This is a genomic window from Erythrobacter sp. NFXS35 (assembly GCF_040148725.1).
In the GTDB taxonomy this organism is placed as follows: domain Bacteria; phylum Pseudomonadota; class Alphaproteobacteria; order Sphingomonadales; family Sphingomonadaceae; genus Erythrobacter.
Genome location: NZ_JAGDEB010000001.1, coordinates 246,902 through 263,785 on the forward strand (window position 1 = coordinate 246,902; position 16,884 = coordinate 263,785).

General features: G+C 65.5%; 17 protein-coding genes. 10 read left to right on the forward strand and 7 right to left on the reverse strand.

The genetic code is table 11. The features are described 5' to 3' along the window. Nucleotides 1-193 precede the first annotated feature (193 nt). Genes J3454_RS01250 through J3454_RS01260 form a run of 3 tightly spaced genes read left to right on the forward strand, consistent with a single transcriptional unit; the run spans nt 194 to nt 2,742 of the window. Complete coding sequence (locus tag J3454_RS01250) at nt 194-1,804, forward strand: long-chain fatty acid--CoA ligase (protein WP_349511942.1); 1,611 nt, start codon at nt 194-196, stop codon at nt 1,802-1,804. An 11-nt stretch (nt 1,805-1,815) separates the two neighbouring features. Then, complete coding sequence (locus J3454_RS01255) at nt 1,816-2,283, forward strand: DUF411 domain-containing protein (RefSeq protein WP_349511943.1); 468 nt, start codon at nt 1,816-1,818, stop codon at nt 2,281-2,283. Between the two features lie 24 nt (nt 2,284-2,307). Beyond that, complete coding sequence (locus J3454_RS01260) at nt 2,308-2,742, forward strand: DUF1330 domain-containing protein (protein WP_349511944.1); 435 nt, start codon at nt 2,308-2,310, stop codon at nt 2,740-2,742. Nucleotide 2,743: 1 nt separating this feature from the next. Here J3454_RS01260 and J3454_RS01265 read toward each other — a convergent pair whose 3' ends face one another. The 4 genes from J3454_RS01265 to J3454_RS01280 are packed head-to-tail and all read right to left on the reverse strand — an operon-like array spanning nt 2,744 to nt 6,972. Then, on the reverse strand, nt 2,744-3,841 hold the full coding sequence (locus tag J3454_RS01265) for a PA0069 family radical SAM protein (protein WP_349511945.1): 1,098 nt from the start codon (nt 3,839-3,841) through the stop codon (nt 2,744-2,746). Between the two features lie 40 nt (nt 3,842-3,881). Continuing rightward, complete coding sequence (gene moaB / locus J3454_RS01270; RefSeq protein WP_349511946.1) at nt 3,882-4,412, reverse strand: molybdenum cofactor biosynthesis protein B; 531 nt, start codon at nt 4,410-4,412, stop codon at nt 3,882-3,884. Then, a complete protein-coding gene (locus J3454_RS01275) occupies nt 4,412-6,169 on the reverse strand; it encodes a lytic transglycosylase domain-containing protein (RefSeq protein ID WP_349511947.1) in 1,758 nt (585 codons plus the stop codon). Before J3454_RS01275 ends, moaB begins: the two co-directional genes overlap by 1 nt. After that, nucleotides 6,166-6,972, reverse strand: coding sequence for a uracil-DNA glycosylase family protein (locus J3454_RS01280; protein WP_349511948.1), 807 nt, complete (start codon nt 6,970-6,972; stop codon nt 6,166-6,168). Before J3454_RS01280 ends, J3454_RS01275 begins: the two co-directional genes overlap by 4 nt. A 125-nt stretch (nt 6,973-7,097) precedes the next feature. Here J3454_RS01280 and J3454_RS01285 point away from each other — a divergent pair, with 125 nt between their 5' ends. From J3454_RS01285 to J3454_RS01315, 7 genes are all read left to right on the forward strand, one after another. Next, complete coding sequence (locus J3454_RS01285; RefSeq protein ID WP_349511949.1) at nt 7,098-8,747, forward strand: electron transfer flavoprotein-ubiquinone oxidoreductase; 1,650 nt, start codon at nt 7,098-7,100, stop codon at nt 8,745-8,747. A 130-nt stretch (nt 8,748-8,877) separates the two neighbouring features. Then, entirely contained in the window at nt 8,878-9,681 is an 804-nt protein-coding gene (locus J3454_RS01290; RefSeq protein ID WP_349511950.1) for a 4-(cytidine 5'-diphospho)-2-C-methyl-D-erythritol kinase, read from the forward strand. Beyond that, the gene (locus J3454_RS01295) at nt 9,678-10,394 is read left to right on the forward strand and encodes an N-formylglutamate amidohydrolase (RefSeq protein WP_349511951.1); all 717 of its coding nucleotides are present in this window, start codon (nt 9,678-9,680) and stop codon (nt 10,392-10,394) included. Before J3454_RS01290 ends, J3454_RS01295 begins: the two co-directional genes overlap by 4 nt. Nucleotides 10,395-10,436: 42 nt before the next feature. Next, complete coding sequence (gene ilvD, locus J3454_RS01300) at nt 10,437-12,158, forward strand: dihydroxy-acid dehydratase (RefSeq protein ID WP_349511952.1); 1,722 nt, start codon at nt 10,437-10,439, stop codon at nt 12,156-12,158. After that, nucleotides 12,139-12,489 (forward strand): hypothetical protein, encoded by a 351-nt coding sequence (locus tag J3454_RS01305; protein WP_349511953.1) that lies wholly within the window; start codon nt 12,139-12,141, stop codon nt 12,487-12,489. The genes ilvD and J3454_RS01305 overlap by 20 nt, the downstream gene beginning before the upstream one ends. After that, nucleotides 12,486-13,877, forward strand: a complete 1,392-nt coding sequence (locus J3454_RS01310) for an NAD(P)H-hydrate dehydratase (RefSeq protein WP_349511954.1) — start codon at nt 12,486-12,488, stop codon at nt 13,875-13,877. Before J3454_RS01305 ends, J3454_RS01310 begins: the two co-directional genes overlap by 4 nt. After that, nucleotides 13,874-15,070, forward strand: a complete 1,197-nt coding sequence (locus J3454_RS01315; protein ID WP_349511955.1) for a class I SAM-dependent RNA methyltransferase — start codon at nt 13,874-13,876, stop codon at nt 15,068-15,070. The genes J3454_RS01310 and J3454_RS01315 overlap by 4 nt, the downstream gene beginning before the upstream one ends. Here the strand turns inward: J3454_RS01315 and J3454_RS01320 are convergent. From J3454_RS01320 to J3454_RS01330, 3 genes are read right to left on the reverse strand one after another with little or no spacing between them, the layout of a single operon-like run. Next, on the reverse strand, nt 15,067-15,858 hold the full coding sequence (locus J3454_RS01320) for a hydrolase 1, exosortase A system-associated (protein ID WP_349511956.1): 792 nt from the start codon (nt 15,856-15,858) through the stop codon (nt 15,067-15,069). The two genes, J3454_RS01315 and J3454_RS01320, sit on opposite strands and share 4 nt — an antisense overlap. After that, nucleotides 15,855-16,541, reverse strand: coding sequence for an alpha/beta hydrolase family protein (locus tag J3454_RS01325; protein WP_349511957.1), 687 nt, complete (start codon nt 16,539-16,541; stop codon nt 15,855-15,857). The genes J3454_RS01320 and J3454_RS01325 overlap by 4 nt, the downstream gene beginning before the upstream one ends. Before the next feature lie 12 nt (nt 16,542-16,553). Beyond that, nucleotides 16,554-16,850, reverse strand: a complete 297-nt coding sequence (locus J3454_RS01330) for an acyl carrier protein (RefSeq protein ID WP_349511958.1) — start codon at nt 16,848-16,850, stop codon at nt 16,554-16,556. Nucleotides 16,851-16,884 lie beyond the last annotated feature (34 nt).

Consider the following 16,884-nt stretch of genomic DNA (forward strand, 5'->3'; position numbering starts at 1 on the left):
CACTGGCATGACAAGCGTCATGGCCCGGCACCCCACGCATCAGCGTCCCGAAACGGAAAATGTTTCATACCGTTACGATGAATTGTGGCGGTGATCTGGCGAACCGATTGCCAATCGCGGTTGCGGGAGGCATGAAAGCTGGGGCAGGCTCGGCGGCAAGCTGAGTGAAAAGCAAAAACGCAGGAGAGAGACCATGGCCGCAGGCAAGCTCGGGGCGATGCAGGACTGGACGATGCGGGTAACGCACGTGATCGACCATGCCGCGCGCGAAGCACCATCGCGCGAGATCGTGACCCGCTGGGCCGATGGCAGCGAAACACGTACCGACTGGGCGGGTATCCGCCGCGATGCGCTGAAGATGGCGCAGGCGTTGCAGGCACTCGGCCTGAAACCGGGCGACAAGGTGGCGAGCCTCGCCATGAACCATTCGCGCCATCTGGTGAGCTGGTATGGCGTGGCTGGCATGGGCGGGGTGCTGCACACGGTGAACCCGCGCCTGTTTGACGATCAGCTCGAATATATCGTGAACCACGCCGAAGATCGCGTGCTGTGCTACGACGCGGCATTCCAGCCGATTGTCGACCGGATGCGCAGCCGCTGGCCGATGGTCGAACATTACATCTGCTACGATTCGGGCGAACACGCGCCCGCGTTCGAAGACTGGATCGGCGCGCAGGACGGCCAATTCGAATGGGTAACCGGACCGGAAAACGATCCGTGCATGATCTGCTACACCAGCGGCACCACCGGCAATCCCAAGGGCGTGCAATACGAACACCGCTCGACCGTGCTGCACGCGATGTCGGGCCTGCAGCCAGCGGCGTTCAATTTCTCCAGCGCCTCTGTGATGCTGCCCGTGGTGCCGATGTTCCACGCGGCAAGCTGGGGACTGCCCTATGCCGGTGCGATGGCGGGGATCAAGTTCGTGTTCTCGGCGGTGAACGATCCCGCCGTGCTGCATGATCTGATGCTGCGCGAAAAGGTCACCGACAGCGCGGGCGTGCCGACTGTGTGGCTGGCGCATTTCCAGTATTGCGATGCCAACGGCCTCGACCTGCCGCCGCTGAAGGCCGCCACCATCGGCGGTTCGGCTGCGCCCAAGTTCATGATCGAGCGGCTGATGAAGAACGGCACCCGCGTCCAGCACGCCTGGGGGATGACTGAAACCAGCCCGATCGGCACCGTCGGCGGGCCGACATGGGACTGGGATACGCTCACCTTTGAAGAGAAGGTCGCCAAGACCGCGATGCAGGGCCGCCCGATCTTCGGCGTGGAACTGCGCACCGTCGATCTTGACGACATGGCGACCGAACTGGCCCGTGACGGCGTGACCAGCGGTGCGCTGCAGATTCGCGGGCCGTGGATCATCAAGCGCTATTTCAAGGCCGAGCAAGACGCGGCCAACAACGCAGGCTGGTTCGACACCGGCGATGTCGGCATCCTTCACCCCGACGGCACTTTGCAACTGACCGATCGCACCAAGGACGTGATCAAATCGGGCGGCGAGTGGATCAGTTCGGTCGAGCTGGAAAACGCGGCAGCGGGCCACCCTGCCGTGGCCGAAGCCGCCTGCATCGGCGTTTACCACCCCAAGTGGGACGAGCGCCCGGTGCTGTTTGTGGTAAAGAAGGCGGGCGCCGAACTGACCGCCGACGATGTGATCGAACACCTGAAGCCGATTGTCGCCAAGTGGTGGCTGCCCGATGCGGTCGAATTCGTCGACGATATCCCCCACACCGCCACCGGCAAGATCAGCAAGAAAGACCTGCGTGACCGGTTCAGCGAGTATACCTTGGAAGCGTGAGGGAGAGACCCATGAGACGTTCACGCATTGCCGCCCTGTTCGCGCCGATGGCGCTGCTCGCCTGCACTTCGTCTGCTGCGGCCAGCGTCATCGCGGTAGCCAAGACTCCGTGGTGCGGATGCTGTTCCGAATGGGTTGACCGGATGGAAGCGGCTGGCTTCATGCTCGAGGTGCGTGATGTGCCTGATACTGCCCCTGTCGCCACCGAAGCGGGCGTGCCGGACAATCTGCGATCATGCCACACCGCCATGGTCGAGGGTTATGCAATCGAAGGACACGTCCCGGCCGAGGATATCCGCCGCTTGCTGGCCGAGCGGCCCGATGCGGTGGGGTTGAGCGTGCCGGGGATGCCGATCGGATCGCCGGGAATGGAGCAAGGCGACCGAGTGGACCGTTATCACGTCGTCCTCATCATGCGCGACGGGCGCCACAAGATCTGGTCAACCCGCGGCGGTCCGGCGCCTGTGCACGCCCACTGATAGAGGGCAGGGAGAAAACACCGCATGACCCAATTCTACATTGATCCTTCGCCGGCCAACTTCCAGGCCTTCAAGGACCTGCCGCGCGAGGAGCCGATCCACATGCTCAACCTGCTGCGCTACCGCGACCATGCAGAATTTCCGGAGGGTCACGAGCACGCGAGCAAGGGCTGGAGCGGGCGGCGCGCCTACCAGGAATATGGCAAGACGAGCGGCCCGATATTCAGCCGCGTCGGCGGCAGCATCGTCTGGCGCGGCGCGTTCCAGACCATGGTGACCGGGCCGGACGACAAGGACTGGCACGACGGGTTTGTTGCGCAATATCCCAATGCGGGCGCGTTCTTCGAAATGATCAAGGACGCGGAGTACCAGAAGGCCGTGGTGAACCGCACCGCCGCGCTGGTGGACAGCCGCTTGATGCGGTTTGCGCCGGGGGAAGTTGGCGGGGGGTTCGGGTGAGCTAAAGCAGCCGCAACTGCCCACCCACCTTGGGCGCACTGAACCGCGAGCAATCCAGTTCGAACCGTGCTTTCCCGATCCCCGCCCGCTTGCACGCTACCTTGAACCGCGAGCGGATCAGGTCGGGCCATACGCCTTGCGGGTTAAAGCGACTGTGAAAGTTCGGATCATTGTCGCGGCCCCCTCGTATCTCCCTAACAATGCTCATCACCTTGCCCGCACGTTCGGGGTAGTGGACGGCGAGCCATTCGCGGAACAGCGGCGCGACCTCGTGCGGCAGCCGCAGCGGAATCCAGCCGACGCTTTGCACGCCCAGTTCCGCCACGCGAGCGATGATGCCTTCGATAAATTCATCGGTGATCGCGGGGATGATCGGCGAGATCGAGCAATGCACCGGCACGCCCAGTTCCACCAGCTTGCCCAGCGCCGCCAACCGCTTGGCAGGCGCAGCGCAGCGCGGTTCGAGCTTCCCGGATAGGACCGGATCGAGGCTCGTCACCGAAATCGCCACTGCCACCAGATTGTCGCGCGCCATCGCTGCGAGCAGATCGGCATCGTCCAGCACGCGGTCGGACTTGGTGGTGATGGTGACGGGGTGGCGCGTTTCCAGACACACTTCAAGGATCGCGCGGGTAATGCGGTAATCGCGCTCGATCGGCTGATAGGGATCGGTGTTGGTGCCGAGGGCGATGGGCTTAGGGGTGTAGCCGCGCTTCGCCAGCGTTGTCCGCAGCAACGCCGCAGCGTTGGGTTTGGCGAACAGCCGCGTCTCGAAGTCAAGCCCGGGCGAGAGGTCGTGATAGGCGTGGGTGGGGCGGGCGAAGCAATAGACGCAGCCGTGCTCACACCCGCGATAGGCGTTCACCGAACGGTCGAACGGCACATCGGGCGATTGGTTGAAGGTGAGGATCGACTTGGGCCGTTCCTCGGTCACCGTGGTGCGCAGCTTGACCGGCGGGCCTCCTTCCTCTTTGGCCAGTGTCTCGACATGGTCGCGCCAGTCGCCGTCCACATCGCGCGCAGCAAGGCCGAAGCGGGTGGGGACCGCCCCCGATTGCGCACCGCGCCCTTTGACTGGAGAATGTTTCACGTGGAACATTTACGGAACAAACGGCGCGATGCCAACCCCGAAGAAGGGTTCAGACCTCCCGCAACCGCGGCATCAGGTCCACGAAATTGCAGGGCCGGTTGCGGCTGTCGAGTTGCTCCGCCAGAATCCCGTCCCACCCGTCCTTTACCGCGCCGTTCGATCCGGGCAGGGCGAAGATATAGGTGCCCCGTGCCACTACCGCGCAGGCGCGTGACTGGACTGTGCTGGTGCCGATGGACTTGAAGCTGAGCCAGCGGAACAGCTCACCGAAGCCGGGGATGTCGCGTGCATCCGCGATCATCGCAAGCGCCTCTGGCGTCACGTCGCGCCCCGTCAGGCCGGTGCCGCCGGTGCTGATCACAGCGTCGATGGCGGGATCGTCGATCCATGCCTCGAACTGCGCCGCGAGGCTGGCCGCGTCATCCTTTACGATGGCACGCGCGGCGAGATTGTGGCCCGCGCCAGTTACGCGTTCGGCGAGAATATCACCGGACGAATCGGTATCCGGCGTGCGCGTATCCGACACGGTCAGGACCGCAATGTTGATCGGCTTGAACGTCAGCGTCTCGTCGATCGCCATTACGGTTCGCGCCGCGCCGAGCGGATCGTCTGACCTTGCGGAAACTCCGGCCAGCGTCCTTGCGCCAGCGCGCGGCGGCTAGGCGATTCCGCCCCTGCGGCGCGCTCGTACATCCAGTAATTGCGCATCACGATCGCGACATAGCCGCGGGTTTCCCAATAGGGGATCGATTCCATCCACAGCAGCGGATCGTTCTGGTCGTTGATCTCGTAATTCCAGCGCGAAACCGGGGTCAGGCCCGCGTTATAGGCCGCCATGATCTTGGGCAGCGCGCCGCCGGTCGCCGGGTGATCGCGCAGCATCGCCAAGTGGCGCTGGCCGTATGACAGGTTGACCTGCGGATCGTTGAGATCGGCATAGCTCGCGCCCAGATTGAGCCGTCCGGAGTGATCGCGCGCAGTGCCAGGCATGATCTGCATCAACCCGCGTGCATTGGCCGGGCTGACGGCGTTGGCGCGGAAGTTCGATTCCTGCAGCGCGTGCGCGAAAGCGAGCGAGGGATCAACCTGCCAGCCGTCCACCGGCTGCCACCGCGCCACGGGAAAGCGCAAACTTGGATCGCTGCGGGTGCCATAGGGTGCATTATGCGCCATCCACAGCTGGGTGGCGGGCAGGCCCAGTTCGCGGGCGAACCGGGTGAGTGCGCCATACTGTTGGGCCGGGCCGATCTTCGCTTCGTGGCGCAGCACCTCGTCGGCCAGCGCAGGGCGATCGATCTCTGCCAGCGCAGCGGCGACGCGGACATTGCCGCGATAGGACAGTTGCTCCCAGTCCTGCCGCCCGAATGCAGCCGGCGGGGCATGGGCGGGCAGTTCGATGCCAAGCTGGTCGGCGGCGAGCATCCCGTAGAGCGTTTCGTGCATCTGCGCGGCGGCGGAAAGATACTGCGCCGCCCGATCCGGCTCGCGGCACCGCACGGCGGCCCGGTGCGCCCAGTAATGCCCGGCAGCGGCGAGTTCGGGATTGGATGCGCGTGCGGCGGTGCGGGCAAAGGCATCGCCTGCGTAAGAGCAATGGCCCATCCGCCATGCGGCCAGCCCTTCGACCCACGCGCCTTCGGCCACCCATTCGCCCGAACCTTCGGCGACCATGCGCGCCAGTTCCAGCGCGGCGGCGTCGTTGTTCTCGATATAGTGGCTCCACGCCACCCGCTGGCGCCACTCGGCGCGGGCATCGCTGGATAGCTGCCAGTCGGCCTCGGTCAGCAGGCGCTGGGCCTCGGCGGGATTGTCGCCCTTGATCGCTTCGAGGATGGCAGAGGCGGTGGCGGAGGGCATTGTGCCGTCATTGACCGTGCGCGGCAGGATGCGCTTGGGCGCGGAAGGCTGGCGGGCGAAGCCCTGTTCGGCAGGCAAGGCGGGCAAATATTCGACCCCGCGCTTGGCGCCCATTCGCGCGATCTGTTCGGCCTGCGGAAGCTCCACCCCGGCGCTGAACCATGCGCTGATCTGTTCAGGCGCGACCTTGGGGCTGTTGGCGTGGGTATAATATTCGGCGCGCGCCATCTGGGTCAGCACGCCATCGGGCCGGGCGGCCAACAGCGCCTCGACCAGCGTCCATTCTTCGGCATCGATTGCGGCGAACAGTTGACGGTAATGCGCACGCTCATCAGCGGAGAGCACTGCGGAGACGGCGCCAACATCCTGCCCGGCATTATCCCAGCGCGCTACCAGATCGCCCGATTGCGCGGCTGCGGATACCGGCAGAGCCAGCGCCGCGAGTGCGAACCCGGCAAGTGACAGATGCGCGCGTTTCATTGTGTCGCCGACCATTCCATCCATCTCCGCCAGAACCGCGCTTTCAACCGGGGCACATCCATCATCGCTTCAAGCGTTTCGCTCATCAAAGTCGGAACCTTACCTGCTGTATGGTTGATTTCGCGTAAACCATTCGCTGCGTCGTCGGACAGCATCGGACCGAGCGCGGTTCCCAGAACCAGCAGCCGCTGCGGCGCGGCAAGCGCGATGTGATGCGCGGTTACCGCATCCATTCCTCCCGCTGCACAGGCGGCAAGATCGGCCATCGGCGTGTGACATGCCAGCGCGCTGGCAACATAGACTGCGCCTTCGTCCAGCCCCATTGCTGCGATGATATTGGCAAGCAGGCGGCCCTGCGGCCCTTCGAGCAGCCGTTCACGGTCGCCTTGCTCGGGCTGGGGTACCAGCACCATCAGCGCCGCACCCTTTTCCCCGCGCGGAGCGATCCGGGGATAGCCCTGCGCGGTGTCGAGCCCCGGCGCGTTCAGCCACCAGTCGCGGAAAGCGGCGCAATCGGCCGGGGCCGATTCGCCCAGCAGGTCGCGGCGGAGCGGGCCGGGTGCAGCGGGCTGCGGTGCGGTGCGGGCCGGAACCGCAGCCTCGTTGCCGGCAATGCCGGGTGCCTTGCTTGGCTGGCGACGCGCGCCTGCCCGTGATTTGTCGGGGATTGCGGCGAGCGCCGGCGCCGCCGCGGCCAACCACGCCGTAGCGTCATCGGCGAAGTCGCAGTCCACCCCGGCCGCCTGCCACCAGGCAAAAGCGGCCTCGAATTCGCGCGCAAGGGTCAGGTCTGGGCGGGTCATCAAGGGGTCATGCTATCCAACGCAGGTCTTGACTGTCCGAAACCCAGTTAGCAAGTGGGCGGGACGAGCAATTCGCCGGAATGTGCGGCGCACGCGCCAAAACTATCAAGGATCAGGAAAGCCCCATGAGCGAACGTGAATCAATGCCCTGCGATGTCGTGATCGTCGGCGGCGGGGTCGCGGGCCTCGCGGCGGCGATCAAGCTCAAGCAAATTAATGCCGAACTGGAAGTGATCGTGCTGGAGAAAGGCTCCGAAATCGGAGCGCATATCCTGTCGGGCGCAGTGGTCGATCCAAAGGCGCTGGACGAACTGCTGCCTGAGTGGCGCGATCAAGGCTGTTCGATGGCCGAAACCCCGGTGACGGATAACTGGCACTGGGTCCTGTCGGAAAAGGGCAAGTCCTCGCTTCCGCACGCGATCATGCCGCCGCTGATGAGCAATAAGGGCTGCTACACCGGATCGCTCGGCAATCTGACCCGCTGGCTGGCCGAACAGGCCGAAGCACTGGGTGTGATGGTATTCCCCGGCTTCCCCGCCGCCGATGTCATCATCGACGATGAAGGTCGCGTTGCGGGCGTCATCACGCAGGACATGGGCGTTGCCGCCGATGGCAGCCACAAGCCCGATTACACCCCCGGTATGGAAATCCACGCGAAATACACGCTCTTGGCCGAAGGCGTGCGCGGCAACCTGACTAAGCGGATGAAGGCTAAGTACGACCTCGAAGCCAATTGCCAGCCGCAGGTTTACGGCCTCGGCATCAAGGAATTGTGGGACATCGATCCTGCAAAGCACGTGCCGGGCCGGGTGATCCACACGCAAGGCTGGCCGCTGACCGAAAGCGACACGTGGGGCGGGGGCTTCATCTACCATCAGGCCAATGGTCAGGTGGCGTTGGGCTTTGTGACCGCGCTCGATTACAAGAACCCTTGGATCTCGCCGTATCAGGAGTTCCAGCGCTGGAAGCTGCACCCTGCGGTCCGCGAGATCCTTGAAGGTGGCAAGCGCGTCTCTTATGGCGCGCGCGCAATCAACGAGGGCGGCTGGCAGTCAGTGCCGAAGCTTGCCTTCCCCGGCGGCGCGCTGATCGGCTGCGCGGCGGGCTTCGTCAACGTGCCCCGGATCAAGGGCAGCCACACCGCGATGAAGAGCGGGATGCTGGCGGCGGAATCCATCGCAGCGGCGATTGCTGCGGGGCACGAGAAAACCGAGCTGATGGAGTATGACACGGCGCTGCGGTCAAGCTGGATCGCGGACGAATTGAAGAAGGTGCAGAACGCCCAGCCGGCGGTCGCCAAGTACGGCAACGATCTCGGGACCGCATTGGCCGGCATCGACATGTGGATGCGCACGCTCAAGATCGGCCTGCCGATCGCGATGAAGCACAAGCCCGATTACACCTATACCGGCCGCGCCGATCTTTACCCGAAGATCGATTATCCCAAGCCCGATGGTGTGATCACCTTCGATAAGCTGACCAACGTCGCTTACAGCTACACCAACCATGCCGAGGATCAGCCGGTCCACCTGCAGGTGAAGGACTGGGAGCTGCAGAAGGAAAGCGAGCTTGAGGTGTATGGCGGCCCATCGGCGCGCTATTGCCCGGCGGGGGTCTATGAATGGCTGACCGACGAAGCCACAGGCGAACCCAAGTTCCAGATCAACGCGCAGAACTGCGTCCACTGCAAGACCTGCGACATCAAGGACCCCAACCAGAACATCAACTGGGTGACGCCAGAGGGTGGCGGCGGGCCAAATTATCCGAATATGTGATGGGGCTGCACATCTTTGTCATTGCGAGCGCAGCGAAGCAATCCAGCATCGAACGTGTCGCTCTGGTGCATCGTTAGAAACTGGATTGCTTCGTTGCCTTCGGCTCCTCGCAATGACGAAAGTTTGAAGTTTGCCCACCACCGAAACCGCCTACGCCAAGATCAACCTCGCGCTGCATGTCCGCAGGCGGCGGGAGGACGAGTATCACGAGCTTGAGACCCTGTTCGCCTTCGTCGATGCGGGCGATGTGCTGAGCGCGTCGGCTGCCGCAGCCGACAGCGTCACCACGCTGGGTGAGTTTGCGGGCGTGTTGGACAATCCCTTCGACAATCTTGTTGCCAAGGCGCTGAACGCGCTTCCGCGCCCGCAGGGCCTTGCGGTGACGCTGGAGAAGAACCTGCCCGTTGCGGCTGGCCTTGGCGGCGGGTCGGCGGATGCTGGGGCGGTGTTCAGGATGATCGAGGCCCTGCATGGCTTGCCTGATGATTGGCCCGCGCGGGCGGCCAAACTCGGCGCGGATGTGCCCGCCTGCGTCCTCAGCCGCACCCATATCGGCCTCGGCACCGGCACCGAGCAGCTTGCGGTCGAAGACGACCTCGCCGGAACTCCCGTCCTGCTGGTCAACCCGCGTGTGCCGCTCTCGACCGGGCCGATGTTCAAGGCCTGGGATGGCAAGGACAGGGGCGCTTTGTCGGAAGGCTCAGCGTCCAAGATTGCAAGGGAAGGGCGCAACGACCTCGAAGCGCCCGCCATTTCGCTGTGCTCGGTGATCTCCGATGTGCTGGCCGCTCTGGGAGCGACCGCGCCGTGGCTCGCCCGCATGTCTGGCTCGGGCGCGACTTGCTTTGCGCTCTACGAGACGATTGAAGCCCGCGATGCGGCGGCGGCGGCGATGCCGGCGGAGTGGTGGACCATGGCGGGGCGGCTGCGGTGAGCGAAGCCTTCCGCCAGCTTGGAATGCCCGCGCCGGGCGGGATCGTCTGTGTTGTCGATCACGCTTCCAACGACGTTCCGCATGACATCGACTTGCGGATTCCCGCGCACCTGCTCGGCGAACACATCGCCGTCGACATCGGCACTGCCGAAATTGCCGAAATCCTGAGCCGAGACCACGCCATTCCCGCCCATATCGCCGCCGTCAGCCGTCTTGTGTGCGACCTCAACCGGGAGGAAACCGCCCCCGGTCTTGTCCCCGAAGCCAGCGATGGGCACCCGATCCCCGGCAATGTCGGCGCGGATCGCGAGGCGCGCCTCGACCGCTTCCACCGCCCCTATCACACTGCGCTGGCGCAATGGCTGGACAAGGCCGAACCCGCGCTTATTCTCTCGCTCCACAGCTTCACCCCGCGCCTTGCCGCGCGAGAGGAGGAGCGTCCGTGGCAGATTGGTGTGCTTTACAATCAAGACGACCGCGCCGCACACATCGCCATCCGCATGCTCACCGCCGAGGGGCTGAACGTGGGCGACAACCTCCCCTATTCAGGGCGCGATCTCAATTACACCATGAACCGCCATGCCGAAGCGCATGGACGCCCCTATCTCGGGATCGAGATCCGCCAGGATCTGGCGCAGACTTCCGCAGATCATGCGCGCTGGGCGTTGCGATTGGCGGATGTTGCGCAAAGGGTTGCGTTGGAACTGGCTTGAAGGCAGGGGAAGTTTCAGAAAATCCCCGCAACAGGAAATCTTATGTCGTCCAGGTTTGACAAGTCGAAGCTCCCCAGCCGCCACGTCTCGGTCGGGCCGGAGCGCGCCCCGCACCGCTCCTATTATTACGCGATGGGCATGACCGAGGAAGAAATCGCCGCGCCCTTCGTCGGCGTGGTCAGCGCGGGCAACGATTCCGCGCCCTGCAACACAACCTTGAACGCGCAGGCCGATATCTGCCGCGAAGGCGTGATCGCAGGCGGCGGCACCCCGCGTCGGTTTAACACCATCACCGTCACCGATGGCATCGCGATGGGCCATCAGGGCATGAAAAGCTCGCTCATCAGCCGCGAGATCATTGCGGATTCGGTCGAGGTTTCGGTTAGAGGCCATTGTTATGACGCGCTTGTCGGCTTTGCGGGCTGCGACAAGAGCCTGCCGGGCATGATGATGGCGATGCTGCGGCTCAATGTTCCGTCGATCTTCGTCTATGGTGGATCGATCCTGCCCGGCACCCATCGCGGCGCCGATGTGACCGTCGTCGACGTGTTCGAGGCGGTCGGGCAATACGCTGCCGGCAACTGCCCGCTGACCGAGCTGATCGCACTGGAAAAGGTCGCCTGCCCCGGCCACGGCGCGTGCGGCGGGCAGTTCACCGCCAACACCATGGCCTGCGTCGGTGAGGCGATCGGTTTGTCGCTGCCGAACAGCAACATGGCGCCCGCTCCTTACAGGTCGCGTGACGACATCGCCGTCGCCGCAGGCAAGCAGGTCATGGAACTTGTCGCCATGAACCTGCGCCCGCGTGATATCTGCACCCGCGAAGCTTTCATGAACGCCGCACGGGTGGTCGCGGCGACAGGCGGGTCTACCAACGCCGCGCTGCACCTGCCCGCCATGGCGAGCGAGGCGGGCATCCACTTCGACCTTTTCGACGTTGCCGAAGTCTTTAAATCAACGCCTTACATTGCTGACCTGAAGCCCGGCGGGAAGTATGTCGCCAAGGATATGCACGAGGCGGGCGGGGTCTACATGGCGATGAAGACGCTGCTCGATGGCGGGTTCATCGATCCCAATCCGATCACCGTCACCGGCAAGACCATCGGCGAAAACCTTGAAGAGATCACCTGGAACCCCGATCAGAAGGTGTTCTACGATGTGAAGACCCCGATCACCCCCACCGGCGGCGTGGTCGGCCTCAGCGGCAGCCTCGCGCCTGACGGGGCGATCGTGAAGGTTGCTGGTATGGCGCGGCTGCAATTCAGTGGCCCGGCGCGGGTGTTCGAATGCGAAGAAGATGCCTTCGCCGCCGTCGAACGCCGCGACATTGCCGAAGGTTGCGTGATCGTGATCCGTTACGAAGGCCCACGCGGCGGCCCCGGCATGCGCGAAATGCTGTCGACCACCGCCGCGCTTTACGGGCAGGGTATGGGCGAGAAGGTGGCGCTGATCACCGATGGGCGCTTTTCCGGCGCAACGCGCGGGTTCTGCATCGGGCACGTCTGCCCCGAAGCCGCCGATTGCGGCCCGATTGCGATAGTCGAGGATGGCGACATCATCAGCATCGATGCCGAAGCCGGTACGATCGAACTGGACGTTGCCGCAGACGTGCTCGACGAGCGCCGCAGGGCGTGGCAGCCACGCTCCAACGATTTTCAGGCGGGCGCATTGTGGCGCTATGCCCAGAATGTCGGGCCGGCGCGCTATGGTGCGCTGACTCACCCCGGCGCCAAGGCGGAAACCCATGTCTTTGCGGATATCTAGCGCGGTCGTCCTTCTGCCGCTGGTGGCGGCCTGCGCGGCGGAAAGCCCGCTGCCGCCCGGCGACGCGGTCGATTGCGCGATTGGCGCAGGCGCGGATTTGTCCCCGGTCTGCACGATGGAATGGGTTTCGGGTTCGGCTGAGGTGGTGCTCCATCATCCTGACGGCGGCTTCCGGCGGTTGGCCCGTGATCCCGCCAGTGGCGCGCTCGCGCCGCTGGATGGGGCCGATCCGCTTGTTCCCGAAGCGAGCGCGGGCGAGGTTGAGCAATTCGCCGTGGGCGCCGATCGCTATCGAATTGCGCGCAAGCTGCTGGCCCCGCCGGTGCCGTGACCGCCGCGCAGGTCCTTACCGCCGCACAGATGCGGGACGCTGAACAGGCGCTGTTCGATGCAGGGACGAGCGTTGCGGAATTGATGGAGATCGCGGCAAGGGGCGCGGCTGAGTGGATCCGGCGCGTGGCCGCGGGGAGGAGCGTCACAGTGCTGTGCGGCCCCGGCAACAATGGCGGCGATGGCTATGTTATCGCACGTATTTTGCGTGAGGCTGGAAACGCGGTGGAAGTCATCGCTCCCGTTCCTCCGGCAACCGATGCGGCGAAAGAGGCACGACGCCGCTGGGGCGGGGCGGTCGCGGGTGCAGGGAATGGCGTGCAGGGCGATGTCTTCGTCGATTGCCTGTTCGGATCGGGCCTCGCCCGCCCGCTGGTGGCCGAACATGCGCTGCTGCTGCGCGATCTGGCCGTGCGCCACCGCTACAGGGTTGCGGTGGATGTGCCGTCCGGCATCGCGAGCGATAGCGGCGCGGCGCTGAACGAGCGGCTGCCGCGTTACGATCTGACGCTGGCGCTGGGCGCATGGAAGTTCGCGCATTGGAGCCTGCCGGGCCGCGCGCTGATGGGGCAGATGCGTCTGGTGCCGATCGGTATCGCGGCGATCGAGGGCGCGGCGTTGCTGGTCGAACGTCCGCAGCTTGCAGCGCCTGCTGCCGATAGCCACAAATACCGCCGTGGTCTTGCTGCCATCCTTGCCGGAGCAATGCCGGGGGCGAGCCTGCTGGCCGCTGCCGCCGCGCAGCATGCGGGGGCCGGCTATGTGAAGTTGCTCACCCGCGAAGCCGATCCGCGCACCCCGCCCGATATCGTCGCACACACCGCGCCGCTCGAAGAAGCGCTGAAGGATGATCGCATCGCGGCGGTGCTTATCGGACCGGGATTGGGGCGCGACGGGGCGGCCAGGACGATGCTCGGCGAGGCTTTGCGCCATGCCCGAGGACTGGTGCTGGATGCCGATGCGCTGGTGCTGCTCGCGCCCAATATGCTCGCCAGAACTATGCCGATCCTTGCCACGCCGCATGATGGCGAACTGGAAACCCTGTGCCGCAATTTCGGGGTGATCGCGGAAGGACGCCGCGCCCGGGCGCTGGCGCTGGCGAAGGTCAGCGGCATGACGGTGCTTGCCAAGGGGCCGGACAGTGTCATCGCCGCGCCCGACGGTCGGCTCGCGCTGGCCCCTCCTTCGCCGAGCTGGCTCTCGGTCGCGGGGACGGGCGATGTCCTGGCCGGGATCGCCGTGAGCCGCATGGCGACGGGGAGTGATCCCTTCCCCGCTGCATGCGAGGCGGTTTGGCTCCACGGTGAGGCCGCACGGCGGGCCGGGGCGGCCTTCACGCCATCGCAGCTTGCCGAACGGGTGGCAGAGGCGCTAGCGGCGGCGCTGTGACCCTTTCAGAACTCATTATCCGCCTCGCCGCCAAGGGCGATGGCGTAACCGCCTCTGGCCGCCATGCATCCGGATCTGTGCCGGGAGATACCGTCGATGCCGAAGGAGCTGTCGTTCCCGGGCCGCACCACATCGCGCCCGCCTGCCGCCACTTCGCCACCTGCGGCGGGTGCCAGTTGCAACACGCCGATGATGCGGTGCTGGCCGATTTCGTGCGCGACCGGGTGGTGAACGCGGCCAGCGGTCAGGGGCTGGAGCCGGCCGAACTGCTGCCGGTGCACCTTTCACCCCCCGCCAGCCGGCGCCGCGCCGGGCTGCACGGTCTTCGCACGGTGCGCGGAGCGGTGCTGGGCTACCGCGAGGGCGGATCGCACCGCGTCGTCGATCTGGCCGAATGCCCGGTGCTGCATCCCGCACTCGCCGCGATGATCGCTCCGCTGCGGCGGTTCGTGGCGGCGCATGGCCCCAAGGGGATGGTGGGGATCGACCTGACGCTCGCCGATCAAGGGGTCGAGGCGAACCTGACGCAGTTCCCGCTCGAAGGGCTGGGGCCGACCGAAGCAGCGCTCGATTTCGCGCGCGAACAGGGGTTGGCGCGGCTGACTATCGATCAGGGCTATGGCCCCGAAACCCTGTGGGAGCCCGAGCCGGTGACGGTGACGCTGGCGGGCGTGCCGGTGGGCCTGCCGCCCGGTGCGTTCCTGCAAGCCACCGCCGACGCGGAAAGCCGCATGGTCGCCGATGCCGCCGCCTGGATTGGCGACGCGCGGATGGTTGCCGATCTGTTCGCGGGGCTCGGCACATTTGCTTTCGGCTTGCGTCAGGGGCGCAAGGTGCTGGCCGTGGAGGCCGAACGCGCTGCGCATCTCGCCTGCAAGAGCGCCGGGGCGCTGGCGGGCAACACTGTTCTGGCGCTGCACCGCGACCTGTTCAGAAACCCGCTCCAGCCTGCGGAGTTGAACCGCTTTGATGCCGTGCTGCTCGATCCGCCACGTGCAGGCGCGCGGGCGCAGGTGGCCGAGATTGCCGCCAGCACGGTTCCCCGCGTTGTCTATGTCAGCTGCAATCCATCAAGCTGGGCGCGCGATGCGGCGACATTGGCCGAGGCTGGCTTTCGCCTGACGAAACTTCGCCCCGTCGGCCAATTCCGCTGGTCGACCCACGTCGAACTGGTCAGCCTGTTCGAGCGTTAGGAACGTAAGGCCGCGAGGATCTGCGCTTGCAGCCAGTCGCGGTGCTCCGGCTCGACATAGGCATGGCCCGCGCCTTCGCAGCGCCGGATGCGGGGATCGGATGCGTCCCATGCCGCCGCGAACACTTGCGCAGTGCGATCTGCAGTGGCGAGCAGGATGCGCACATCGCCATCAAAGCGCGCCAGCCCTTCGCGCATTTCCTTTGCAAGGTCGGACGGTTCCCCCGCAGCAGCGACCGAACGGATCAGCCCCCGCGCCAGCTTGCCCAGATTGACGCCCCCACCCAGTAAGCGGGCAACCTCGCGCGGGTTCTTGAGTTTTTCGAGGTAGCGGGCGCGGATCGCGGCGGGGGGCGGGGCGGTATCGGCCGGTTCGCCGTCGGCTTCCTGCTCGATCGTCCAGGGGTTCGACAAGACCAGCCCCGCCAACCCTTCGCCGCCCGCCAGCATCAGCGCCGAGGCGGCATCACAATTGCCGAAAGCAACCACGCGGGTGACATTTGGCGTGATTGCGCGGAAGGCCTCGATTGCAGCAGCGATGTCCTTGGCCGAATGGCGGAAGCCGCGGTTCTCACCCTCGCTGTCGCCAACGCCGCGCCGGTCGAAGCGAAACACCGGAAACCCTGCGCGGGCGATGCGCGCTGCGAGGTGCGCCTGCCCGGAAAAAGCGCCCGAGCGGATCTCGTTGCCGCCGCTGACGATCAGCAGCCCGGTGGTGCCGGGCGCTGTGTCGAGCGTTGCGGCAAGGTGCAACTGCCCGCAGCCGAAAGACAGCGGCAGGCGGCTCATTCGCTCTCCCCCGTCAGGTCGTTGGCGATAAGCGCGGCGAGAGCATAGGCCTGCGCGCGGTCCTCGCCCGGTTCGGCCCGCAGCCATAATCCGGGCCCGCCGAGCGCAGCTTGCGCGATATCGCACTGCCTCTTGGCCAGCGCCGGTTCGGCGGTTTCGAGGTCGCGGATCATGGCGGCGCCCAGCGACCAACCGCCAAGCGTCAATCCTTCGGTGCGGCCGAGAGCCATCAACGCATCGGTCTTTTCCTCGCGCCCGGCCTCGCGTGCGGCGATGGTGCGGGCGCGGATCATGCCGCGCAGCAGCTTGGGGCCGGATTGTGCGGCATAATGCCAGCCGGGCAAGGTCGTGGGCGCCACCAGCGCCCCGGCGCGCAGGCCAAGCACATGGGTCGCGGCAAAGGTGGTCGCCGCAGCTTGCATCCCTGCTTGCCAGGTCGCGAGGGTCTGCCCGCCGAGCGGCGCTAGGCTGTCATTGCATCCGGGCAGATCGGGTAGGAAGCTGTCGATCCCGACTGCGTCGAGCCGCCGCATCACCTCGACCGTGAAGCGCCGCAGCTTGTTCGCCTCGTCGAACCATGCCGGACACACCAGCACGCGCCGCGCACGACCGCGATCGAAAGCGACCAGCAATTCGTCGATGGTCGCGCCGTCAGGCCCTGCGATGGTCCACGTGAAAATCACGAGGGCAGGGGTCTAGCGGGAGGCAAGTTTGGCCTGTGCGAAGGCTCGCAGTGCGCCATAGGTTTCCAGCATCTCGCCATCGACATCGTCATCCTCGATCACGATGCCGAGGCGGTCTTCCATCTCGGTGAGCAGGCCGGCGACCGCCATCGAATCCAACTCGGGCAAATGACCGAACAGGCCGCTTTCCGGCCTGAATGCAGCCGCCTGCGCCGGATCGAGGCCGAGCACGTCGGCGATCAGGCCCTTGAGTTCGGTATCGAGCGCTGCCGCTTCGGCTTCGCTCGGGATGGTTGGAATACTGTTCATCGGCTTGCCCAAAATCCCTGCCATGATCGCTTGG